Source organism: Modestobacter sp. NPDC049651 (assembly GCF_040659695.1).
In the GTDB taxonomy this organism is placed as follows: domain Bacteria; phylum Actinomycetota; class Actinomycetes; order Mycobacteriales; family Geodermatophilaceae; genus Modestobacter.
Genome location: NZ_JBFAOG010000021.1, coordinates 24226 through 40049 on the forward strand (window position 1 = coordinate 24226; position 15824 = coordinate 40049).

The window sequence follows — 15824 nt, forward strand, 5'->3', positions numbered from 1 at the left end:
TCACCCGGGCGCACCTCAGCCCGCGGCACGCCCCGACAACCACAGCCGGTCGAGCCGCCCGGTCGACCGGACCAGCTCCGCCAGCGAGGCCTCGAGCTCGGCCTTGGTGGGCTTCTCGGTGAGCAGCGTCTGCACGTCCTCGATGGCGCACCGCAGCTGGTAGAGCCGGTCCTGCAGCCCGTCGAGCTCCGCCCGGGTCACCAGCACCACGTCGTCGGACAGCCCCGCCTTCGCGGTCGCCGAGCGCTGCTCGTACGCCCGCTGCCGGCACGCCTGACCGCAGTACAGCCGGGGCCGGCCGACGGACTCCTGGGTGGGCAGCACGTTCCGGCACCACCCGCAGCGACGCTCCTCGGCGGCCTCTCGGCGACGGCGGGCCCCCCGGCGGGTGACCGCCTCCTGCTCAGTTGCCACACCGGGACCGTAGACGCCGAGTTCCGCGACGCCCGCGCGGACACGCCCGCCGGCCGGCCCACGAGGACACGCCCGCCGGCCGGCCCACGAGGAGCGCCGGACGGGCCGCTGGGGACCCGGGGAGCGCGCCGTCGGGACGGTCGCTAGCGTGACGGGGTGCCGGGCTCGCGTTTCGCCTTCCTCGACGAGCCCACCCCGTTGGCGATGGCCCACCGCGGCGGTGCGATCGAGCACGTCGAGAACACCATGCCGGCCTTCGAGGCGTGCGTGGAACTGGGCTACCGGTACCTGGAGACCGACGTCCGGGTGACCTCCGACGGCGTGCTCGTCGCCTTCCACGACCCCACGCTGGACCGGGTCACCGACCGCGAGGGGCGGATCGAGTCGCTGCCCTGGCGGGAGGTGTCGACCGCGCTCATCGGCGGTCGCCACCCCGTCGTCCGGCTGGAGGACCTGCTGGGCGCCTGGCCGGACGTGAAGTTCAACCTCGACGTCAAGGCCGCCGGAGTGCTCGCCCCGCTGGTCCGGCTGGTGCGCCGGCTGCGCGTCGAGGAGCGGATCTGCCTGGGCTCGTTCTCCGACGCGCGGATCGCCGCCGCCCGCCGGGTCTTCGGCCCCGAGGTGTGCACCTCGCTCGGGCCCAAGGGGGTGGCGGCGCTGCGGCTGTCGTCGTACTCGCCGCGGGCCGCCGGGCTGGTGCGGATCCAGGCCGGCTGCGCGCAGGTGCCGCTCAACCTCGGCGGGCGCCCGCTGGTCGACGAGCGGTTCATCGCCGCCGCGCACGCCCGCAGCCTGCAGGTGCACGTGTGGACCGTCGACGACGAGCAGGAGGCCGCCGACCTGCTGGACCTCGGTGTCGACGGGATCATGACCGACCGGCCGCGGATGCTGCGCGACGTCCTCAAGGACCGCGGCGCGTGGACGGCCGCGTGAGCCTGCGCGCCCGACTGGCCGGCTGGCGTCCGGCTGCGCCTCCCCTGCCGCCGCACCTGGCCGGCGAGGTCGCGCCGGACGACCCGGACTGGTTCGCCCGCGAGCTCGCGATCGCCGCCTCGCCGCCGTGGTGGTTCTGGCGGCTGATGCTCACGGTCTGGACGCCGCCGGTGGCCCACCTGCCCGGCCGGCTGCAGGTCACCGGCTCGCTGCCCGAGGAGCTGCGCCGCGGCCCGGTGCTGTTCGCCGCCAACCACATCGGCGACTACGACACGCTGCTGGTCGCCGCCGCGCTGAACAAGATCGGCGTCACCCCGCGGTTCCTGGTCACCCGCGGCATCATCACCACCCCGGTGGTCGGCCCGCTGCTGGAGCGCTCCGGCGGCGTCCGCGTCGACCGGGGCACCGACGTCGCCGCGCACGCCCTGCGGGTCACCAGGACCGCGTTGGCGCACGGCGCGCACGTCGTCGCCTACCCCGAGGGTCGGGTCGGCCTGGCGCCGGACGGCTGGCCCGAGCGCGGCCGCACGGGGCTCGCCCGGCTGGCGCTCACCGCCGGCGTCCCGGTGGTGCCGGTCAGCCAGTGGGGCGCGCACGAGGTGCTCCGGTACGGCAACGACTGGGGCAAGCTGCGCACCCTCCTGCGGGCGGTGTGGCGCCAGCCCGCGCTGCGGGTGCACATCGGCCCGCCGGTGCGGCTCGACGACCTGCAGGCCGGCCGGGTGGGTGACGCCCACCGGGCGCGGATGCGGATCGCCGCGGCCATCACCCGGGGCCTGGTGCCGCTTCGGGCCGGGGAGCCGGCCGACCGGGTCGCCTTCGCCGACCCCACCCGGCCGACCACCGCGACCGCGGCCTACCCCGGCGGGGTCGTGCCGGACGACGTGCCGTGACCCGGCCCGCCCGGTGCTGGACCGGCGCCCGGCCGGCTGGCACGCTGCGCCGGTGCACGAGCAGGTGAGCGGCCAGCCGGTCGGCGGGGCAGGGGTCGGCGGGGCGGGTGCCGCGGTGGACCGCGCCCAGCGCCGCGAGCGGTTCGGCTGGTACTCCTACGACTGGGCGAACTCGGTGTTCACCACCTCGGTGACCACCGTCTTCCTCGGGCCGTACCTGACCAGCGTCGCCGAGGACGCCGCCGGCAGCGACGGCCGGATCCACCCGCTGGGCATCGCGGTCCCGCCGGGCAGCTTCTGGGGCTACCTGCTGTCGCTGTCGGTGCTGCTGCAGGTCGTCGTCCTGCCGGTCACCGGCGCGATCGCCGACCGCAGCGGCGCCAAGCGGCAGCTGCTGGCGGTGCTGGCCGGCATCGGGTCGGTGGCCACCCTGGCGCTGTTCACCGTCAGCGACGGCCGCTACCTGCTGGGTGCGGCGCTGTTCATCGTGGCCAACCTCTGCTACGGCGCCAGCATCGTCGTCTACTACTCGTGGCTGCCCGACCTCGCCGACCCCGACTCCCGCGACGCGGTCTCCAGCCGCGGGTGGGCGATCGGCTACGCGGGCGGGGCGCTGCTGCTCGCGGCGAACCTGGTGCTGTTCACCGCGCACGACTCCCTGGGCCTCACCGAGGGCCAGTCGGTGCGCATCTGCCTGGCCTCGGCCGGCGTCTGGTGGGCCGGCTTCTCCGTGGTCAGCGTCGCGCTGCTGCGCAACCGGCCGCCGCGCGCCGTCGTCCCGGCCGGGGGCGGCGCGCTGTCCGGCGGGTTCCGGCAGCTCTGCGACACCCTCCGGCACCTGCGCGGGTACCGGCTCACGCTGTGGTTCCTCGGTGCCTACCTGCTGTTCAACGACGGCGTGCAGACCGTCATCGGCGTCGCCGCGCAGTTCGGGGACGACGAGCTGGGGCTGTCCCAGACCACGCTCGTGTCGGCGATCCTGCTGGTCCAGGTGGTCGCGTTCGCCGGCGCGGCCGTGCTGGGCCGGATCGCCGTCGCGGTCGGCGCCAAGCGCACGGTGCTGGGCAGCCTCGTCGTCTGGACGGCGGTGCTGGTCGCCGCCTTCTTCATCGCCGCCGGGTCCGCCGTCCAGTTCTACCTGCTGGCCGCGGTCATCGGCTTCGTGCTCGGCGGCACCCAGGCGCTGTCCCGTTCGCTGTTCAGCCAGCTCATCCCGCCGGGCCGGGAGGCGGAGTACTTCGGCCTCTACGAGATCAGCGACCGCGGCACCAGCTGGCTCGGCCCGTTCCTGTTCGCCCTCACCTACCAGCTCACCGGTTCCTACCGGAACGCGATCACGAGCCTCGTGCTGTTCTTCGTCGTCGGCGGCCTGCTCTTCTGGCGGCTGCCCATGCGGCGGGCCATCGTCGAGGCCGGCAACACCCCACCGGAGCGTCTGTGACCCCCCTGCCCGACTCCCTGCCCGCGCCCCACAGCGTCCCGGTCGCCGGGGACCGCCGCCGGCACCCCGCGCCCGCGCACCTGGTGTTCTTCCACGGGCCGATGGACTGCGGGAAGTCCACGCTCGCGCTGCAGGTCGACCACAACCAGCACCGGCAGGGCCGCCACGGCCTGCTGCTGACCCAGGGCGACCGCTCGGGGGCGCCGCAGATCAGCTCGCGGGTGGGGCTGACCCGGCCGGCCGTCGACGTCGACGCCGGCACCGACGTCCGGCTGCTCGTCCGGGATCGGTGGGCGGCGGGCTCCCGGGTCGACTACCTCATCGTCGACGAGGCGCAGTTCCTCACCGGCGAGCAGGTGGAGCAGCTGGCCGAGCTGGTCGACGAGTCGCACGTCGACGTCTTCGCGTTCGGGCTGACCACCGACTTCCGCACCCGGCTGTTCCCCGGCACCCAGCGGCTGTTCGAGCTCGCCGACGAGGTGCAGCGGGTGCAGGTCCAGGTGCTGTGCTGGTGCGGCCTGCCCGGGCTGCTCAACGCCCGCGTCGTGGGCGGGGCTGTGGTCCGCGAGGGCGAGACGGTCGTGGTCGCCGACACCTCCCCCACCCCGGCGGCGGACGACGGCGGCCCGGTGCACTACCAGGTGCTCTGCCGCGGCCACCACGTCCGCGGACAGCTCGGCCCGACCCCCACCGGACCGGGGCAGCTGGCCCTGCGCTGACCGGGCCGGACGGGGCCCGAGGTCACCCGTAGGGGGTGGTTGAGGGTGCATCCATCACCCCGTGCGATGATGAACTGCTGACGACAGCGGAATCTCATCCCGCAATCTGTCGTTGACCCCTGCGACACCCCGCACCGGATGCGTACGCATGCGGCTGCCCGGGAAGTCCACGAACCGACCGACATCAGCACGAGAGGACGGTGTGCCATGGGCGAGCGATCCCTGCGGGGCAGCCGACTGGGCAGCGTGAGCTACGAGACCGAGCGCAACACCGCGCCGATCGAGCGGCAGTACGCCGAGTACAAGTGCGCGCAGGGCCACCTCGTCACGGTGCCCTTCGCCGACGACGCGGAGATCCCGGACACCTGGGAGTGCAAGTTCGACGGCAGCGCGGCCAAGCTGGTGGGCGGCTCCGAGCCGGCCCCCAAGAAGGTCAAGCCGCCGCGCACCCACTGGGACATGCTGCTCGAGCGGCGCTCCGTCGACGACCTCGAGGAGGTCCTCGCCGAGCGGCTCGAGGTGCTCCGCGGTCGCCGCACCCGCGCCAGCTGACCTGAGCTGGAGATCGGCCCCGGTGGGAACTCCCACCGGGGCCGATCTGCGTTCAGCGGACGATCTCGCCCTCGATGACCCGGGGCCCCTCCCCCGGGTGCGGGGGCACCGCTCCGGTGGTCGCCGGGCCCGACCGGGTGGCCTGCACGTGCACCGGGCCGCGCAGCCGGTCGGGCAGCCGGCGCAGCAGCCCGCGGGCGACCAGCGCCCGCGGCAGCGCCCGGGTGCCGGGCAGCAGGCACAGCAGCCCGAGCAGGTCGCCCAGGAAGCCGGGCAGCACCATCAGCAGGCCACCGGCCGCGACGAGCCCGGCATCGCCGAGCGCCCGGCCGGGCGCCCGGTTCTCCTGCGCCCGGGTGCGCAGCTCGGCCAGCGCCCGGGTGCCCTGCCGGGCGAGCAGCAGCCCGCCCAGCGCACTGGTGGCCAGGGTGAGCAGGATCGTCCAGCCCAGACCGATCTGGCTCGCGACGAGCACGTAACCGGCGACCTCGGCCGCCGCCCAGAGCCCGAACACCAGCCGCAGCCGGGACGACGCGCGTCCTGCAGGCATGTGCTCCTCCTCATTCCCGCGCCGGACGGCCGGTGCTGCACCTACTGCAGCGCCTGGGTCCGCCGTCCCCCGCGGGCTCGCGCCGGCACCGGACGGCGGACCCTGCCCGGCAGCCAGTCGGCCAACCGGTCGGTCAGGCCCCACCAGGTGACCCGTGCCAGCGCTTCCCCAACGATCGAGGTGCTCATCTTGCTCCGGCCGGCTGTGCGTTCGCTGAACGTGATCGGCACCTCGACCACCCGGGCGCCCGCCCGCACCGCCCGCCAGGCCCAGTCGACCTGGAAGCAGTAGCCCTGGCTGGCCACCTCGTCGAACGGCAACTGCGCCAGCAGCCCGGCCCGTGCGGCCCGGAAGCCGCCGGTGGCGTCGGCCAGCGGCATCCGCAGCGCCCAGCGGGTGTAGACGTTGCCGATCCGGGAGAGCGCCAGCCGGTACCGCGGCCAGTCCAGCACCCGGCCGCCGGGCACCCAGCGGGAGCCCAGCACCAGGTCGGCCCCGCGCAGCGCGGTCAGCAGCGCCGGCAGCCGCTCCGGCGGGTGGGAGCCGTCGGCGTCCATCTCCACCACGACGGCGTAGCCGTGCTCGGCGGCCCAGCGGAACCCGGCCACGTACGCCGGGCCCAGCCCGGACTTCCCGGGCCGGTGCAGCACGTGCACCCGGGGGTCCGCGGCGGCCCGCGCGTCGGCGAGCTCCCCGGTGCCGTCCGGCGAGTCGTCGTCGACCACCAGCACGTGCGCGGTGGGCACGGCGGCGGCCAGCCGGTCCAGCACCGGACCGAGGTTCTCGACCTCGTCGTAGGTGGGGACGACGACCAGCACCGGTCCGAGCTCGCCGTCCGGCAGCTGCGGCTCGCTCACCGGTTCCCCGCCCGGCGGCGCCGCACCCCGGCGGCGACGACGACCAGCGCGGCTCCGGTGCCCAGCGCGGTCAGCACCCACTCCGGGCCGGCGCCCAGCCGCTGGGCGAGCGTCGCCTGCGACCGCTGGGCGACGTCCCGCACGAACGTGTCCGCGGTGAACAGCTCCGACCGGTCGACCAGCGAGCCGTCCGGGGCGATGACCGCGCTGATGCCGCTGGTGGCGGCCACCACGACGGTGCGGCCGAACTCGACGGCGCGCAGCCGGCCCATGGCCAGCTGCTGCGCGCTCTCGTCGGTGCGCCCGAACGTGGCGTTGTTGGTCTGCACCACGACCATGCCGGCGCCGCCGCGGACGACGTCGGAGACCAGCCCGTCGTAGGCCACCTCGAAGCAGATGACGTCCCCGACCGCCGCGCCGCCGATCGCCAGGTTGCCGCCGCCGGTGCCGTGCACGAAGTCGTGCACCCGGTCGACGTCGGAGCTGAAGAACCGGAAGAACGACCGGGCCGGCACGTACTCGGCCAGCGGCACCGGGTGCTGCTTCACGTAGGTGTCGCCGGGACCGGTGACCGGGTCCCAGACGATGCCGGTGTTGGACAGGTACCGGCCGGGTCCCTCGACGACCGCGCCGACCAGGATCGGTGCCCCGATGGCCCGGGCGGCGTCGGAGATGGCCGCGGCGGCGTCGTCGTTGGTGTACGGGTCGATGTCGGAGCTGTTCTCCGGCCAGATGACCAGGTCGGGCTGGGCGGCCCGGCCGGCGGCGACCTCGGCGGCCAGCCGCCGGGTCTGGGTGGCGTGGTTGTCCAGCACCGCGCGGCGCTGGGCGTTGAAGTCCAGCCCGGCCCGCGGCACGTTGCCCTGCACGACCGCCACGGTGCGGGTGGGGCCGCCCTCGGTCAGCGACGGGCCGGCCAGCGGCAGCCAGGCCAGCGCGCCGAGCGCGGGGACGGCGACCGCACCGGCCAGCGCCAGCACCCCGGCCCGCCGCCGGCGCCGGGCCACCGCCAGCACCGCGGCGGCCAGCAGGGTGCCGGTGAGCGCCACCGCGAAGCTGACCAGCGGCGCCCCGCCGTAGGCGGCCAGCGCGGTGAAGGGGCCCTCGGGCTGGCTGAAGGCGAGCCGGCCCCAGGGGAAGCCGCCCAGCGGCCAGCGGCTGCGCAGCGCCTCGTCGGCGACCCACAGCGCCGCAGTCCACAGCGGCCAGGCCGGCAGCCGGGACACCAGCGCCGTGGCGCCGCCCAGCAGCGCCAGGTAGAGCGCCTCGGTGACCGCCAGCGCGAGCCAGGGGAAGGCGCCGACGTAGATGCCGGTCCAGGACAGCAGCGGGGCCAGGAACACCAGGCCGAGCACCAGGCCCAGCCACAGCCCGCCGCGGAACCGGCGGCCGTGCACGGCCAGCGCGAGCGCGGCGGGGCCGAGCGGCGCGAGCCACGACACCGCGGCGCCGGGGAAGGACAGGAAGAGGGCGAGACCACCGGCGGCGGCAAGCAGGGTGCGCCAGGGCAGCAGGCGTCCGGGGCGGGCCGGGGTGGCGGGCGGGGTCTGCGCGGGATGCGTGCCGGTCGCGACCACTGCCGGCACCGCCGCCCTCCGTGCTGGCCGGGGCCCAGTGCCCCGGCGGCGCCTCCAGCATCGCATCCCGGGCTGGGCGCCTGCCGGACCTCCACCGCCGGAACTCCACCCGGGACGCGCGGCCGCGGGAAGGTGGACGACCGGCCGGGGAGCCCCGCGCCTTCGGGCCGCCGCCGGAGGCCGCTGGATGCGGCCGTGGCGACGTTGTCTGGTGACGCGGGGCCCCGCACGGCGGACGTCGGGAACACGGTCCCGTGTGGAGCTGCCGTGGACCCTAGGGACTCCTCGGCGGGCCGCCACGCCATCCGGTGTGCACGTGATGGTCCGTTATGGAACCGTTACCCCAGATCTTGCTGCGGCTGCACCGAGACGGCGTCGTCCGAGGTCGGGGCGGGGACGACGAGCGTCGCGGTGGCCTCGACCACGCGCAGCGGCGGGTCCAGCACCCGGGCCGCCGAGGGGCCGCGGTCGGGATCGGCCCGGGCCACCACCTCCGCCCAGCAGCGCAGCTCGCGGCTGCGCCGGCCGACCCGCACCACCTCGCAGGAGGCCTCGAGCACGTCGCCGGCCTGCACCGGAGCCAGGAAGCTGACCTCCGAGTACCCGGCCAGCAGGCCCTCGTCGCCGTCGCCGCGGATCGCGACCTCGGTGGCGACGTCGCCGAACAGCCCCAGGGTGTACGCGCCGTCGACGAGGTGTCCGCCGTAGTGGGCGTGCGCGTACGGCACGTACCGGCGGTGGGTGACCGTCAACCCGAGCCTGAGGTCGGCGTCGCTCATGTCGTCTCCTCCGTGGGCACCAGGGCGTGCACCAGGTAGCTGGCCACCTCGCCGGGCGTCGTCCCCCGGCCGAAGACCTTGTCGACGCCGAGGTCGGCGGCCATCGCCGGGTCGAACCGGGGGCCGCCGACGACCAGCAGCGGCCGGGACTCCCCCATCGCCTCCCGGAACGCGCCGGCGAGCTCCCGGGTGTTGCGCAGGTGCGCGTCCTTCTGGGTGACCACCTGGGAGACCAGCACGGCGTCGGCCCGGCGGGCGCGGGCGGTGCGCACCAGGTCCGGCACGCTCACCTGGGCGCCCAGGTTGGTCACCTGCAGCTCCCGGTAGTACTCCAGGCCCTTCTCCCCCGCGAACCCCTTGAGGTTGAGGATCGCGTCGATGCCCACGGTGTGCGCGTCGGTGCCGATGCAGGCGCCGAGCACCACCAGGGCGCGCCGCAGCCGGGTCTTCACCGCGGCGTCCACCTCGGACGGCGACAGCAGCGGGTAGGCCCGCTCCTCCACCTGGACGGCGTCGAGGTCGACCAGGTGCCGCACCGGCCCGTAGACGACGAAGAACGTGAACTCGGCGCCCGACGCCCCGCCTCCGATGCCGTGGCTGTGCACCACCATCGCCGGCTCGATGCCCATCTTCGCGGCGAGCTGCAGCGCCGCGCCGTCCGCCCGCGGCCCGGGGGGCACCGGGAGGGTGAACGACGTCTGCACCATCCCGTCGCCGGTGGTGTCGCCGTAGGGCCGCACGATCGTGCCGTCAGGCATGGACGGCCGCCAGCAGCTCGAGTGCCGGGTTGTAGGCGCCGGGGGCGAGCCGGGCCACGCCGTCCAGGCCCTTGCCGCCGTCCGGGGACCGCTTGGTGATGCCGAAGGTGCCGTCGGCGATCGCCTGGATCAGCCCCTCGGGGTGGTCGGCGATCCGCTCCAGCAGGCCGACCGCCTCGATGAGCACGGTGTGCGCCCGGCGGTCGATGAACCCGCCGGGCGGCGGCGCGAAGTCCTCGGCCAGCCCGCCGGCGGCGTCGAGCACGTACCGGACGTTGCGCAGCGCCAGGTCCCGGTCGCTCAGCCACGGGGTGACCACGGCCTCGGTCATCATCCCGACCAGCAGGATGCCCTGACCGGTGAGCGCCCCGGCGAGGTTGAAGAACCCGTCGAGCAGGTAGCCGCGGAAGACGTCGCCGGTCATGTGCTTGGTCGGCGGCATCCACTTGAGCGGCGCGTCGGGGAACAGCGCGCGGGCCAGCAGCGCGTGCGCGAGCTCCAGCCGGAAGGACTCCCGCCGGTCCGGGTCGATCTCGAACGCGTGGCCCAGGCCCAGCTGCCAGTCGGCCAGGCCCGCCTCGCGCGCGAGCCGCTCGTTGAGCAGCTGGCTGACGGTGACGGTGTGCGCCTCGTCGACGGCGTCGGCGGTGGTGAGGTAGTTGTCCTCGCCGGTGTTGATGATGATCCCGGCGCGGGCGTGCACCATCCGGCTGAACCGTTGGTCGACGAAGGTGCGCCGCGGGTTGATGTCGCGGAAGAGGATCCCGTACATCGCGTCGTTGAGCATCATGTCCAGCCGCTCGAGGCCGGCCAGCACCGCGATCTCGGGCATGCACAGCCCGGAGGCGTAGTTCGTCAGCCGGACGTAGCGGCCGAGCTCGGCGCCCACCTCGTCCAGCGCCGCGCGCATGATCCGGAAGTTCTCCTGGGTGGCGTACGTGCCCGCGTACCCGGTGCGGGTGGCACCCTCGGGCACGTAGTCCAGCAGCGACTGCCCGGTGGAGCGGATGACGGCGATGACGTCGGCGCCCGCGCGGGCCGCGGCCTGGGCCTGCGGCACGTCCTCGTGGATGTCGCCGGTGGCCACGATCAGGTAGATCCACGGACGGCGCGGCGGGTCCCCGAGCTGCGTGACCAGCTCCTCCCGGCGGGCCCGGTTGGCGTCGATCCGGGCGATGCCCGCGGAGACGGCGGCCCGGGCGGCGTGCCGGGCCGGCTCCGGGTCTGTGGGCAGGGTGAACCGGGCGGTGCCCGCGCCGACCTGCTCGGCCAGCTCCGGCAGCCCGGACGCCCGGCCGCTGGTGATCGCGTGCCACACCGGCAGCGCCACCCCGTGCTCCAGGCCGACCTGCTCGCGCACGGCGTCGACCACCCGGTTCACCCACGGCACCCGGTCGGTCTGCTCCCCGGCCCGCCCACCCGTGACCTCCCCCGTCACCGGGTCGGTGCCGGTCAGCCCGGCCAGCCGCAGCACCGCCCGCTCCACGCTCACCGTGGTGTGCGTCTGCGCGAGGTCGACCACCGGGGCCGCGGCCCGGGCGGCGAGCTCCCGGGCCCGCGCCACCAGCGCCGGGTCGAGGGTCAGCCCGCTCATCGTGCTCCCTTCCTCACCTGGGGACCTCCTCCCCCGCCACCAGCAGCGCCCGGCAGGCCGGGCGGGTGCGGGTGGCCAGCACCGCGGCCAGCGTCTCGGTGGTCTCCCACAGCGCCAGGTGCGCGGGCGCCCCGATGCCCAGGGGGCCGGCGGCGTGCTCGCGGCGCGCCGCCACCCACCCGCCGTGGGTGGCGGCGTCGAACGCGTCGAACGGGCGCAGCCCGGAGCCGGGGGTGGTGTGGTCGACCGCGGCGTACACCCCGCCCCACGGGTCCAGCGGCGTGACCGGCGCGTCGCTGCCCAGCGCCAGCGGGACGTCGCCGTCGATTAGGTCGGCGAACGGGTTGGTGGCCGCGGCCCGCTCGACGCCCAGCCGCTCGGCGTACATCGCGGTCGGCCCGCCCCAGGCCGCGTCGAAGGCCGGCTGCACGCTGGCGACCATCCCGAGCCGGCGCAGCTGCGCGATGGTCGCGTCGTCGACCATCTCCAGGTGCTCCAGCCGGTGCCGGCAGGCCCGGACGGCGGCCTGCCCCAGCTCGTCGGCGACGGCGGCGACCGCGGCCACCACCTGGGCGACCGCGGCGTCCCCGATCACGTGGAAGCCGGCCTGCACGCCGGCCGCGGTGCACGCCCGCACGTGCTCGACCAGCTGGGCGTCGTCGAACCGGAGCGCGCCCGAGGTGCCGGGCCGGTCGGTGTAGGGCGTCGAGAGCGCGGCGGTGTGCGAGCCGAACGCGCCGTCGGCGAACAGGTCGCCGCCCGCGCCGGCCAGCCGCAGCTCGCGGACGACGTCCAGCCCGCCCAGCGACGCCAGCTCGCCCCAGTAGCCGACCACCTCCGGGCCGGGCCGCTCGCCGGCCAGCTGCAGCAGCCCGGCCAGGTCCTCGGCGCCGGAGACCTCGGGGCCGGACATCTCGTGCAGCGTGCCGATGCCCAGCCGCGCGGCGGCGTCGAGGGTGGCCCGCTGCGCCGCGCGCCGCTGCGCCGGGTCGACCGAGCCGTAGGCGACCTGCCGGACGGCGTGGTGCGCGTCGAGCCGCAGCTGCCCGTCGGCGGAGAACCCGGGCAGCTCGCTGATGCCGGGCACCCGGTCCAGCAGGGCGGTGGAGACGGTCGCGGAGTGCACGTCGACCCGGGCCAGGTAGGCCGGGCGGTCGCCGACGGCGGCGTCGAGGTCGGCGCGGGTGAGGCCGCGCCCCTCCGGCCAGCCGGTCTCGTCCCACCCGGTGCCCAGGATCGTGCCGGTGGGCTGCGCGGCGGCCTGGGCGGCGACCGCGGCGACCGTCTCGCGGACGCTGCCGGCGCCGTGCAGGTCCAGCCCGGTCAGCGCGAGGCCGGTGGCGGTGGCGTGCACGTGCCCGTCGACGAACGCGGGGGTGAGCAGCGCGCCGGCGCAGTTCAGCACCCGCCCGGCCGCCCCGCCCCGCCCGGCCGCCCCGCCCCGCCCGGCCGCCCCGCCCCGCCCGGCCTGCGGCGCGTCGGCGGCATCGCCGAGCCAGGCGATCCGGCCGTCGACGACGTGCAGCGCCCGGCCGTGCCGGTCGCCCACGGTGACGTCGGTGAGCAGCACGTCGCTCATCGGGCGCCCACCCGTGCGTCGAACAGGGCCCGCACCCCGGCGGTGGACCGGTACAGGTCCATCGCCAGGGCCGCGTGCCCCGGTGTGTAGCCGTTGCCGACCAGCATGGTCACGTCCGCTGCCATCCCCTCTGCGCCCAGGGCCGCCGCCGGGAACGACGTGGCCATGGAGAAGAAGACCACGGTGCCCCCGTCGGCCGTCGCGAGGACCGCCCCGTGCTCGGCGCCGGGCACGTCGACGCAGACCACGGTGACGTCGACCGGCTCGCCGACCGCGGCGGCGACGGCCAGCGGATCGGTGGCGTCGGCGACCACCACCTCCCCGGCCAGCCCGGTCGCGCGCAGGGTGGCCGCCTCCCGCTCGTCGCGCACCACACCGACCAGCCGGCCGGCGCGGGCGTCGCGGGCGGCGGCCAGGCTGAGGCTCCCCGACTTCCCCGCCGCGCCCAGCACCGCGACCGAGGCGTGCCTACCGGCCCGGTGCACCACCCGCTCGGTCAGCGCCGGGGCGCCGCACACGTCCAGCAGCGCCAGCGCCACCGGCTCGGGCAGGTCGTCGGGCAGCACGGCGGCGATCGAGCGGGCGAAGAGCACCGCCGTCCCCTCCGCGGGCACCTGCTCGCTGCGGCCGTCCCAGCGGGCCAGCCCGTCGGTGACCCGCAGCGGGGTGAGCGTCAGCGACACCAGGGTGGCCACCCGGTCGCCGGGGCACAGGCCCAGCGGCGAGTCGTGGCCGACCTCCTCGACGACACCGGTGAGCATGCCGCCGGAGCCGGTCACCGGGTTGTGCATCTTGCCGCGGCGCTCGATCGTCGCCAGCACGGCGGCGCGCACCGCGGCGCCGTCCCCGCCGTGCTCGTCGGACAGCTGCCGGAACGACGCCGCGTCGAGGTTGAGCCGGCGGACGCCGATGCGCACCTCGTCCGGCCCGATGGCCGGGTCCGGGTCGAGCCGGTCGGCCGCCTGGGGCAGCACGCCGGGCGGGTCCAGCACCCGGTGCACCCCGAGACTGCGCTGGAGGGCGCTGATCGCCACCCGTGCTCCTTCCGGTCGGTACCGGCATCCTGCCGGAAGAGACTCTGTGCTGGTCGCCTTTTGACGTGGTTCTTCCGTACGCTGCCCGCATCCGATCCGTCGGCGACGGGAGCACCCGTGCTGGAACAGCCCTATGAGTACACCGCCCGCGAGCTGGTCGAGCCCGACTGGCGGCGGCTGCCCGGGTTCGCCGGGGTGACCGACGCCGAGTGGCGCAGCGCCCAGTGGCAGCGTGCGCACTGCGTCAAGAACGTCCGCCAGCTCCGCGCGGTCTACGGCGACCTGCTGGACGAGTCGTTCTACGCCGACGTCGAGGCCGACCAGACCGGCCGGGCGACGATGTCGCTGCTCCTGCCGCCGCAGATGCTCAACACCATGGCGCCGGGTGGGGACGGTACGGCGGTGCCCTCGACCGCCGCGATGTTCGCCGACCCGGTGCGCCGGTACATGCTCCCCGTGGCCTCCGACCGGCTGCCCGGGGAGCTGGCCAGCCACCCGCACGCCGCCCGCGACTCGCTGCACGAGCACGAGATGTGGGCCGTCGAGGGGCTCACCCACCGCTACCCCACCAAGGTCCTCGCCGAGCTGCTGCCCACCTGCCCGCAGTACTGCGGCCACTGCACCCGGATGGACCTGGTCGGCAACTCCACGCCCGCCGTCGCCAAGCTCCGCTTCGACCTCAAGCCGGTCGACCGGCAGGCAGCGATGCTGGCCTACCTGCGGGCGAACCCCGGGGTGCGGGACGTCGTCGTCTCCGGCGGGGACGTGGCGAACCTGCCGTTCCGGGCGCTGGAGGCGTTCGTCGCCGGGCTGCTGGAGATCGAGTCGGTGCGCGACGTCCGGCTGGCGTCCAAGGCCGTCATGGGGCTGCCGCAGCACTGGCTGCAGGACGACGTCCTGGCCGGCGTGACCCGGCTGGCCACCACCGCCCGCGAGCGCGGCGTGGCGCTGGCCGTGCACACCCACGTGAACGCCGCCCAGTCGGTGACGCCGCTGGTCGCCGAGGCCACCCGGGCGCTGCTGGCCGCCGGCGTGCGCGACGTCCGCAACCAGGGGGTGCTGCTGGCCGGGGTCAACGCCACGGCCGGGCAGCTGCTGGACCTCTGCTTCGCCCTCGCCGACGGCGCCTCGGTGACGCCGTACTACTTCTACATGTGCGACATGATCCCGTCGGCCGAGCACTGGCGGGTGTCGCTGGCGCACGCCCAGACGCTGCAGCACGACCTCATGGGCTACCTGCCCGGGTTCGCCACCCCGCGGATCGTCTGCGACGTGCCCTACGTCGGGAAGCGCTGGGTGCACCAGGTCGCCGAGTACGACCGGGTGCGCGGCATCTCCTACTGGACGAAGAACTACCGGACCGGGATCGAGCGCGCCGACGAGGCCGCGCTGGACCGCCGGTACACCTATCACGACCCGGTGCACACCCTGCCGCCCGAGGGGCAGGAGTGGTGGGCCGCGCAGCGCGCCGGCGCCGGGGAGCTGCAGCCCGCCTAGCTCCCGCCGCTGTGCGCTGGATGCTGTGTCGCGGCCGTCGATGCCGCGCCCAGCGCACAGCGGCGAGCGCGGCGCGCCTGGTTTCCCGCCGAGCGGCCGGCGGTAGCCACCGCGGATGGAACTGCTGTGCACCGAGCGGCTGCGGCTCCGCCCGTGGACGGCGCAGCCGGCGGACCTCGCCCGGCTGGCGGACATCTACGGCCGCGCGGAGGTCACCGACTGGGTCGGGGGGCCGCCGACGGTGCCGCTGCCGGAGCTGGTGGAGCGGTGGGCGCTGGTGCACCGGCTGGACCGGCGGCACGGCTGCTGGGCGGTCGACCCGCTGGACGGCGGCCCGACCGCGGGCACGTTGCTGCTCAAGCCGCTGCCCCGCGGCGTCGGCGAGGTGGAGGTCGGCTGGCACCTGCACCCGGACAGCTGGGGCCGCGGCTACGCCACCGAGGCCGCGAGCGCCGTCCTGGACCGGGCGTTCACCCAGGGCCTGCCGGAGGTCTACGCCGTCGTCCGGCCGGGCAACGAGCGGTCGCTGGCGGTGTGCCGGCGGCTGGGCATGACGCCGCTGGGGCGCACCCGGCGCTGGTACGACGTCGAGCTGGAGGCCTTCCGGCTCGACGCCCCCGAGGACTGAGGGCGGGCAGAGCGGGAAG

Annotated in this window: 16 protein-coding genes; 7 read left to right on the top strand and 9 right to left on the bottom strand. The window is 75.8% G+C overall.

The window, feature by feature from the left end; translation table 11 throughout:
- Positions 1-15 precede the first annotated feature (15 nt).
- A complete protein-coding gene (locus AB0J00_RS20260; protein ID WP_357748410.1) occupies positions 16-414 on the bottom strand; it encodes a hypothetical protein in 399 nt (132 codons plus the stop codon).
- Between the two features lie 156 nt (positions 415-570).
- Between AB0J00_RS20260 and AB0J00_RS20265 the strand changes: the two genes are divergently transcribed.
- From AB0J00_RS20265 to AB0J00_RS20285, 5 genes are all read left to right on the top strand, one after another.
- On the top strand, positions 571-1347 hold the full coding sequence (locus AB0J00_RS20265; RefSeq protein ID WP_357748412.1) for a glycerophosphodiester phosphodiesterase family protein: 777 nt from the start codon (positions 571-573) through the stop codon (positions 1345-1347).
- Positions 1332-2240 (top strand): lysophospholipid acyltransferase family protein, encoded by a 909-nt coding sequence (locus tag AB0J00_RS20270; RefSeq protein WP_357748414.1) that lies wholly within the window; start codon positions 1332-1334, stop codon positions 2238-2240. Before AB0J00_RS20265 ends, AB0J00_RS20270 begins: the two co-directional genes overlap by 16 nt.
- A gap of 52 nt (positions 2241-2292) precedes the next feature.
- Entirely contained in the window at positions 2293-3681 is a 1389-nt protein-coding gene (locus tag AB0J00_RS20275) for an MFS transporter (RefSeq protein ID WP_357748416.1), read from the top strand.
- Positions 3678-4400, top strand: coding sequence for a thymidine kinase (locus AB0J00_RS20280; protein WP_357748419.1), 723 nt, complete (start codon positions 3678-3680; stop codon positions 4398-4400). The genes AB0J00_RS20275 and AB0J00_RS20280 overlap by 4 nt, the downstream gene beginning before the upstream one ends.
- Before the next feature lie 207 nt (positions 4401-4607).
- A complete protein-coding gene (locus AB0J00_RS20285) occupies positions 4608-4952 on the top strand; it encodes an RNA polymerase-binding protein RbpA (RefSeq protein ID WP_357748423.1) in 345 nt (114 codons plus the stop codon).
- A gap of 52 nt (positions 4953-5004) precedes the next feature.
- Here the strand turns inward: AB0J00_RS20285 and AB0J00_RS20290 are convergent, their stop codons facing one another.
- The 8 genes from AB0J00_RS20290 to AB0J00_RS20325 all read right to left on the bottom strand — a co-directional run bounded on the left by AB0J00_RS20290 (position 5005) and on the right by AB0J00_RS20325 (position 13680).
- Entirely contained in the window at positions 5005-5502 is a 498-nt protein-coding gene (locus tag AB0J00_RS20290) for an FxsA family protein (protein ID WP_357748426.1), read from the bottom strand.
- Positions 5503-5543: 41 nt separating this feature from the next.
- Positions 5544-6359: a polyprenol monophosphomannose synthase gene (locus AB0J00_RS20295; RefSeq protein WP_357748427.1), complete on the bottom strand. Its 816-nt coding sequence runs from the start codon at positions 6357-6359 to the stop codon at positions 5544-5546.
- Positions 6356-7945: an apolipoprotein N-acyltransferase gene (gene lnt / locus AB0J00_RS20300; RefSeq protein WP_357748430.1), complete on the bottom strand. Its 1590-nt coding sequence runs from the start codon at positions 7943-7945 to the stop codon at positions 6356-6358. The genes AB0J00_RS20295 and lnt overlap by 4 nt, the downstream gene beginning before the upstream one ends.
- A gap of 329 nt (positions 7946-8274) precedes the next feature.
- Entirely contained in the window at positions 8275-8715 is a 441-nt protein-coding gene (locus tag AB0J00_RS20305; protein WP_357748433.1) for a hotdog fold domain-containing protein, read from the bottom strand.
- Positions 8712-9473 (bottom strand): OAM dimerization domain-containing protein, encoded by a 762-nt coding sequence (locus AB0J00_RS20310; RefSeq protein ID WP_357748436.1) that lies wholly within the window; start codon positions 9471-9473, stop codon positions 8712-8714. Before AB0J00_RS20310 ends, AB0J00_RS20305 begins: the two co-directional genes overlap by 4 nt.
- Complete coding sequence (locus AB0J00_RS20315; RefSeq protein WP_357748439.1) at positions 9466-11067, bottom strand: lysine 5,6-aminomutase subunit alpha; 1602 nt, start codon at positions 11065-11067, stop codon at positions 9466-9468. The genes AB0J00_RS20310 and AB0J00_RS20315 overlap by 8 nt, the downstream gene beginning before the upstream one ends.
- Positions 11068-11080: 13 nt before the next feature.
- On the bottom strand, positions 11081-12646 hold the full coding sequence (locus tag AB0J00_RS20320; protein WP_357748441.1) for an amidohydrolase family protein: 1566 nt from the start codon (positions 12644-12646) through the stop codon (positions 11081-11083).
- Entirely contained in the window at positions 12643-13680 is a 1038-nt protein-coding gene (locus tag AB0J00_RS20325; protein ID WP_357748442.1) for an L-erythro-3,5-diaminohexanoate dehydrogenase, read from the bottom strand. The genes AB0J00_RS20320 and AB0J00_RS20325 overlap by 4 nt, the downstream gene beginning before the upstream one ends.
- A 117-nt stretch (positions 13681-13797) precedes the next feature.
- Here AB0J00_RS20325 and AB0J00_RS20330 point away from each other — a divergent pair, with 117 nt between their 5' ends.
- Entirely contained in the window at positions 13798-15177 is a 1380-nt protein-coding gene (locus AB0J00_RS20330) for a lysine 2,3-aminomutase (protein ID WP_357748444.1), read from the top strand.
- A gap of 115 nt (positions 15178-15292) precedes the next feature.
- Positions 15293-15805 (top strand): GNAT family N-acetyltransferase, encoded by a 513-nt coding sequence (locus AB0J00_RS20335; protein WP_357748447.1) that lies wholly within the window; start codon positions 15293-15295, stop codon positions 15803-15805.
- The last annotated feature ends 19 nt before the right edge of the window (positions 15806-15824 follow it).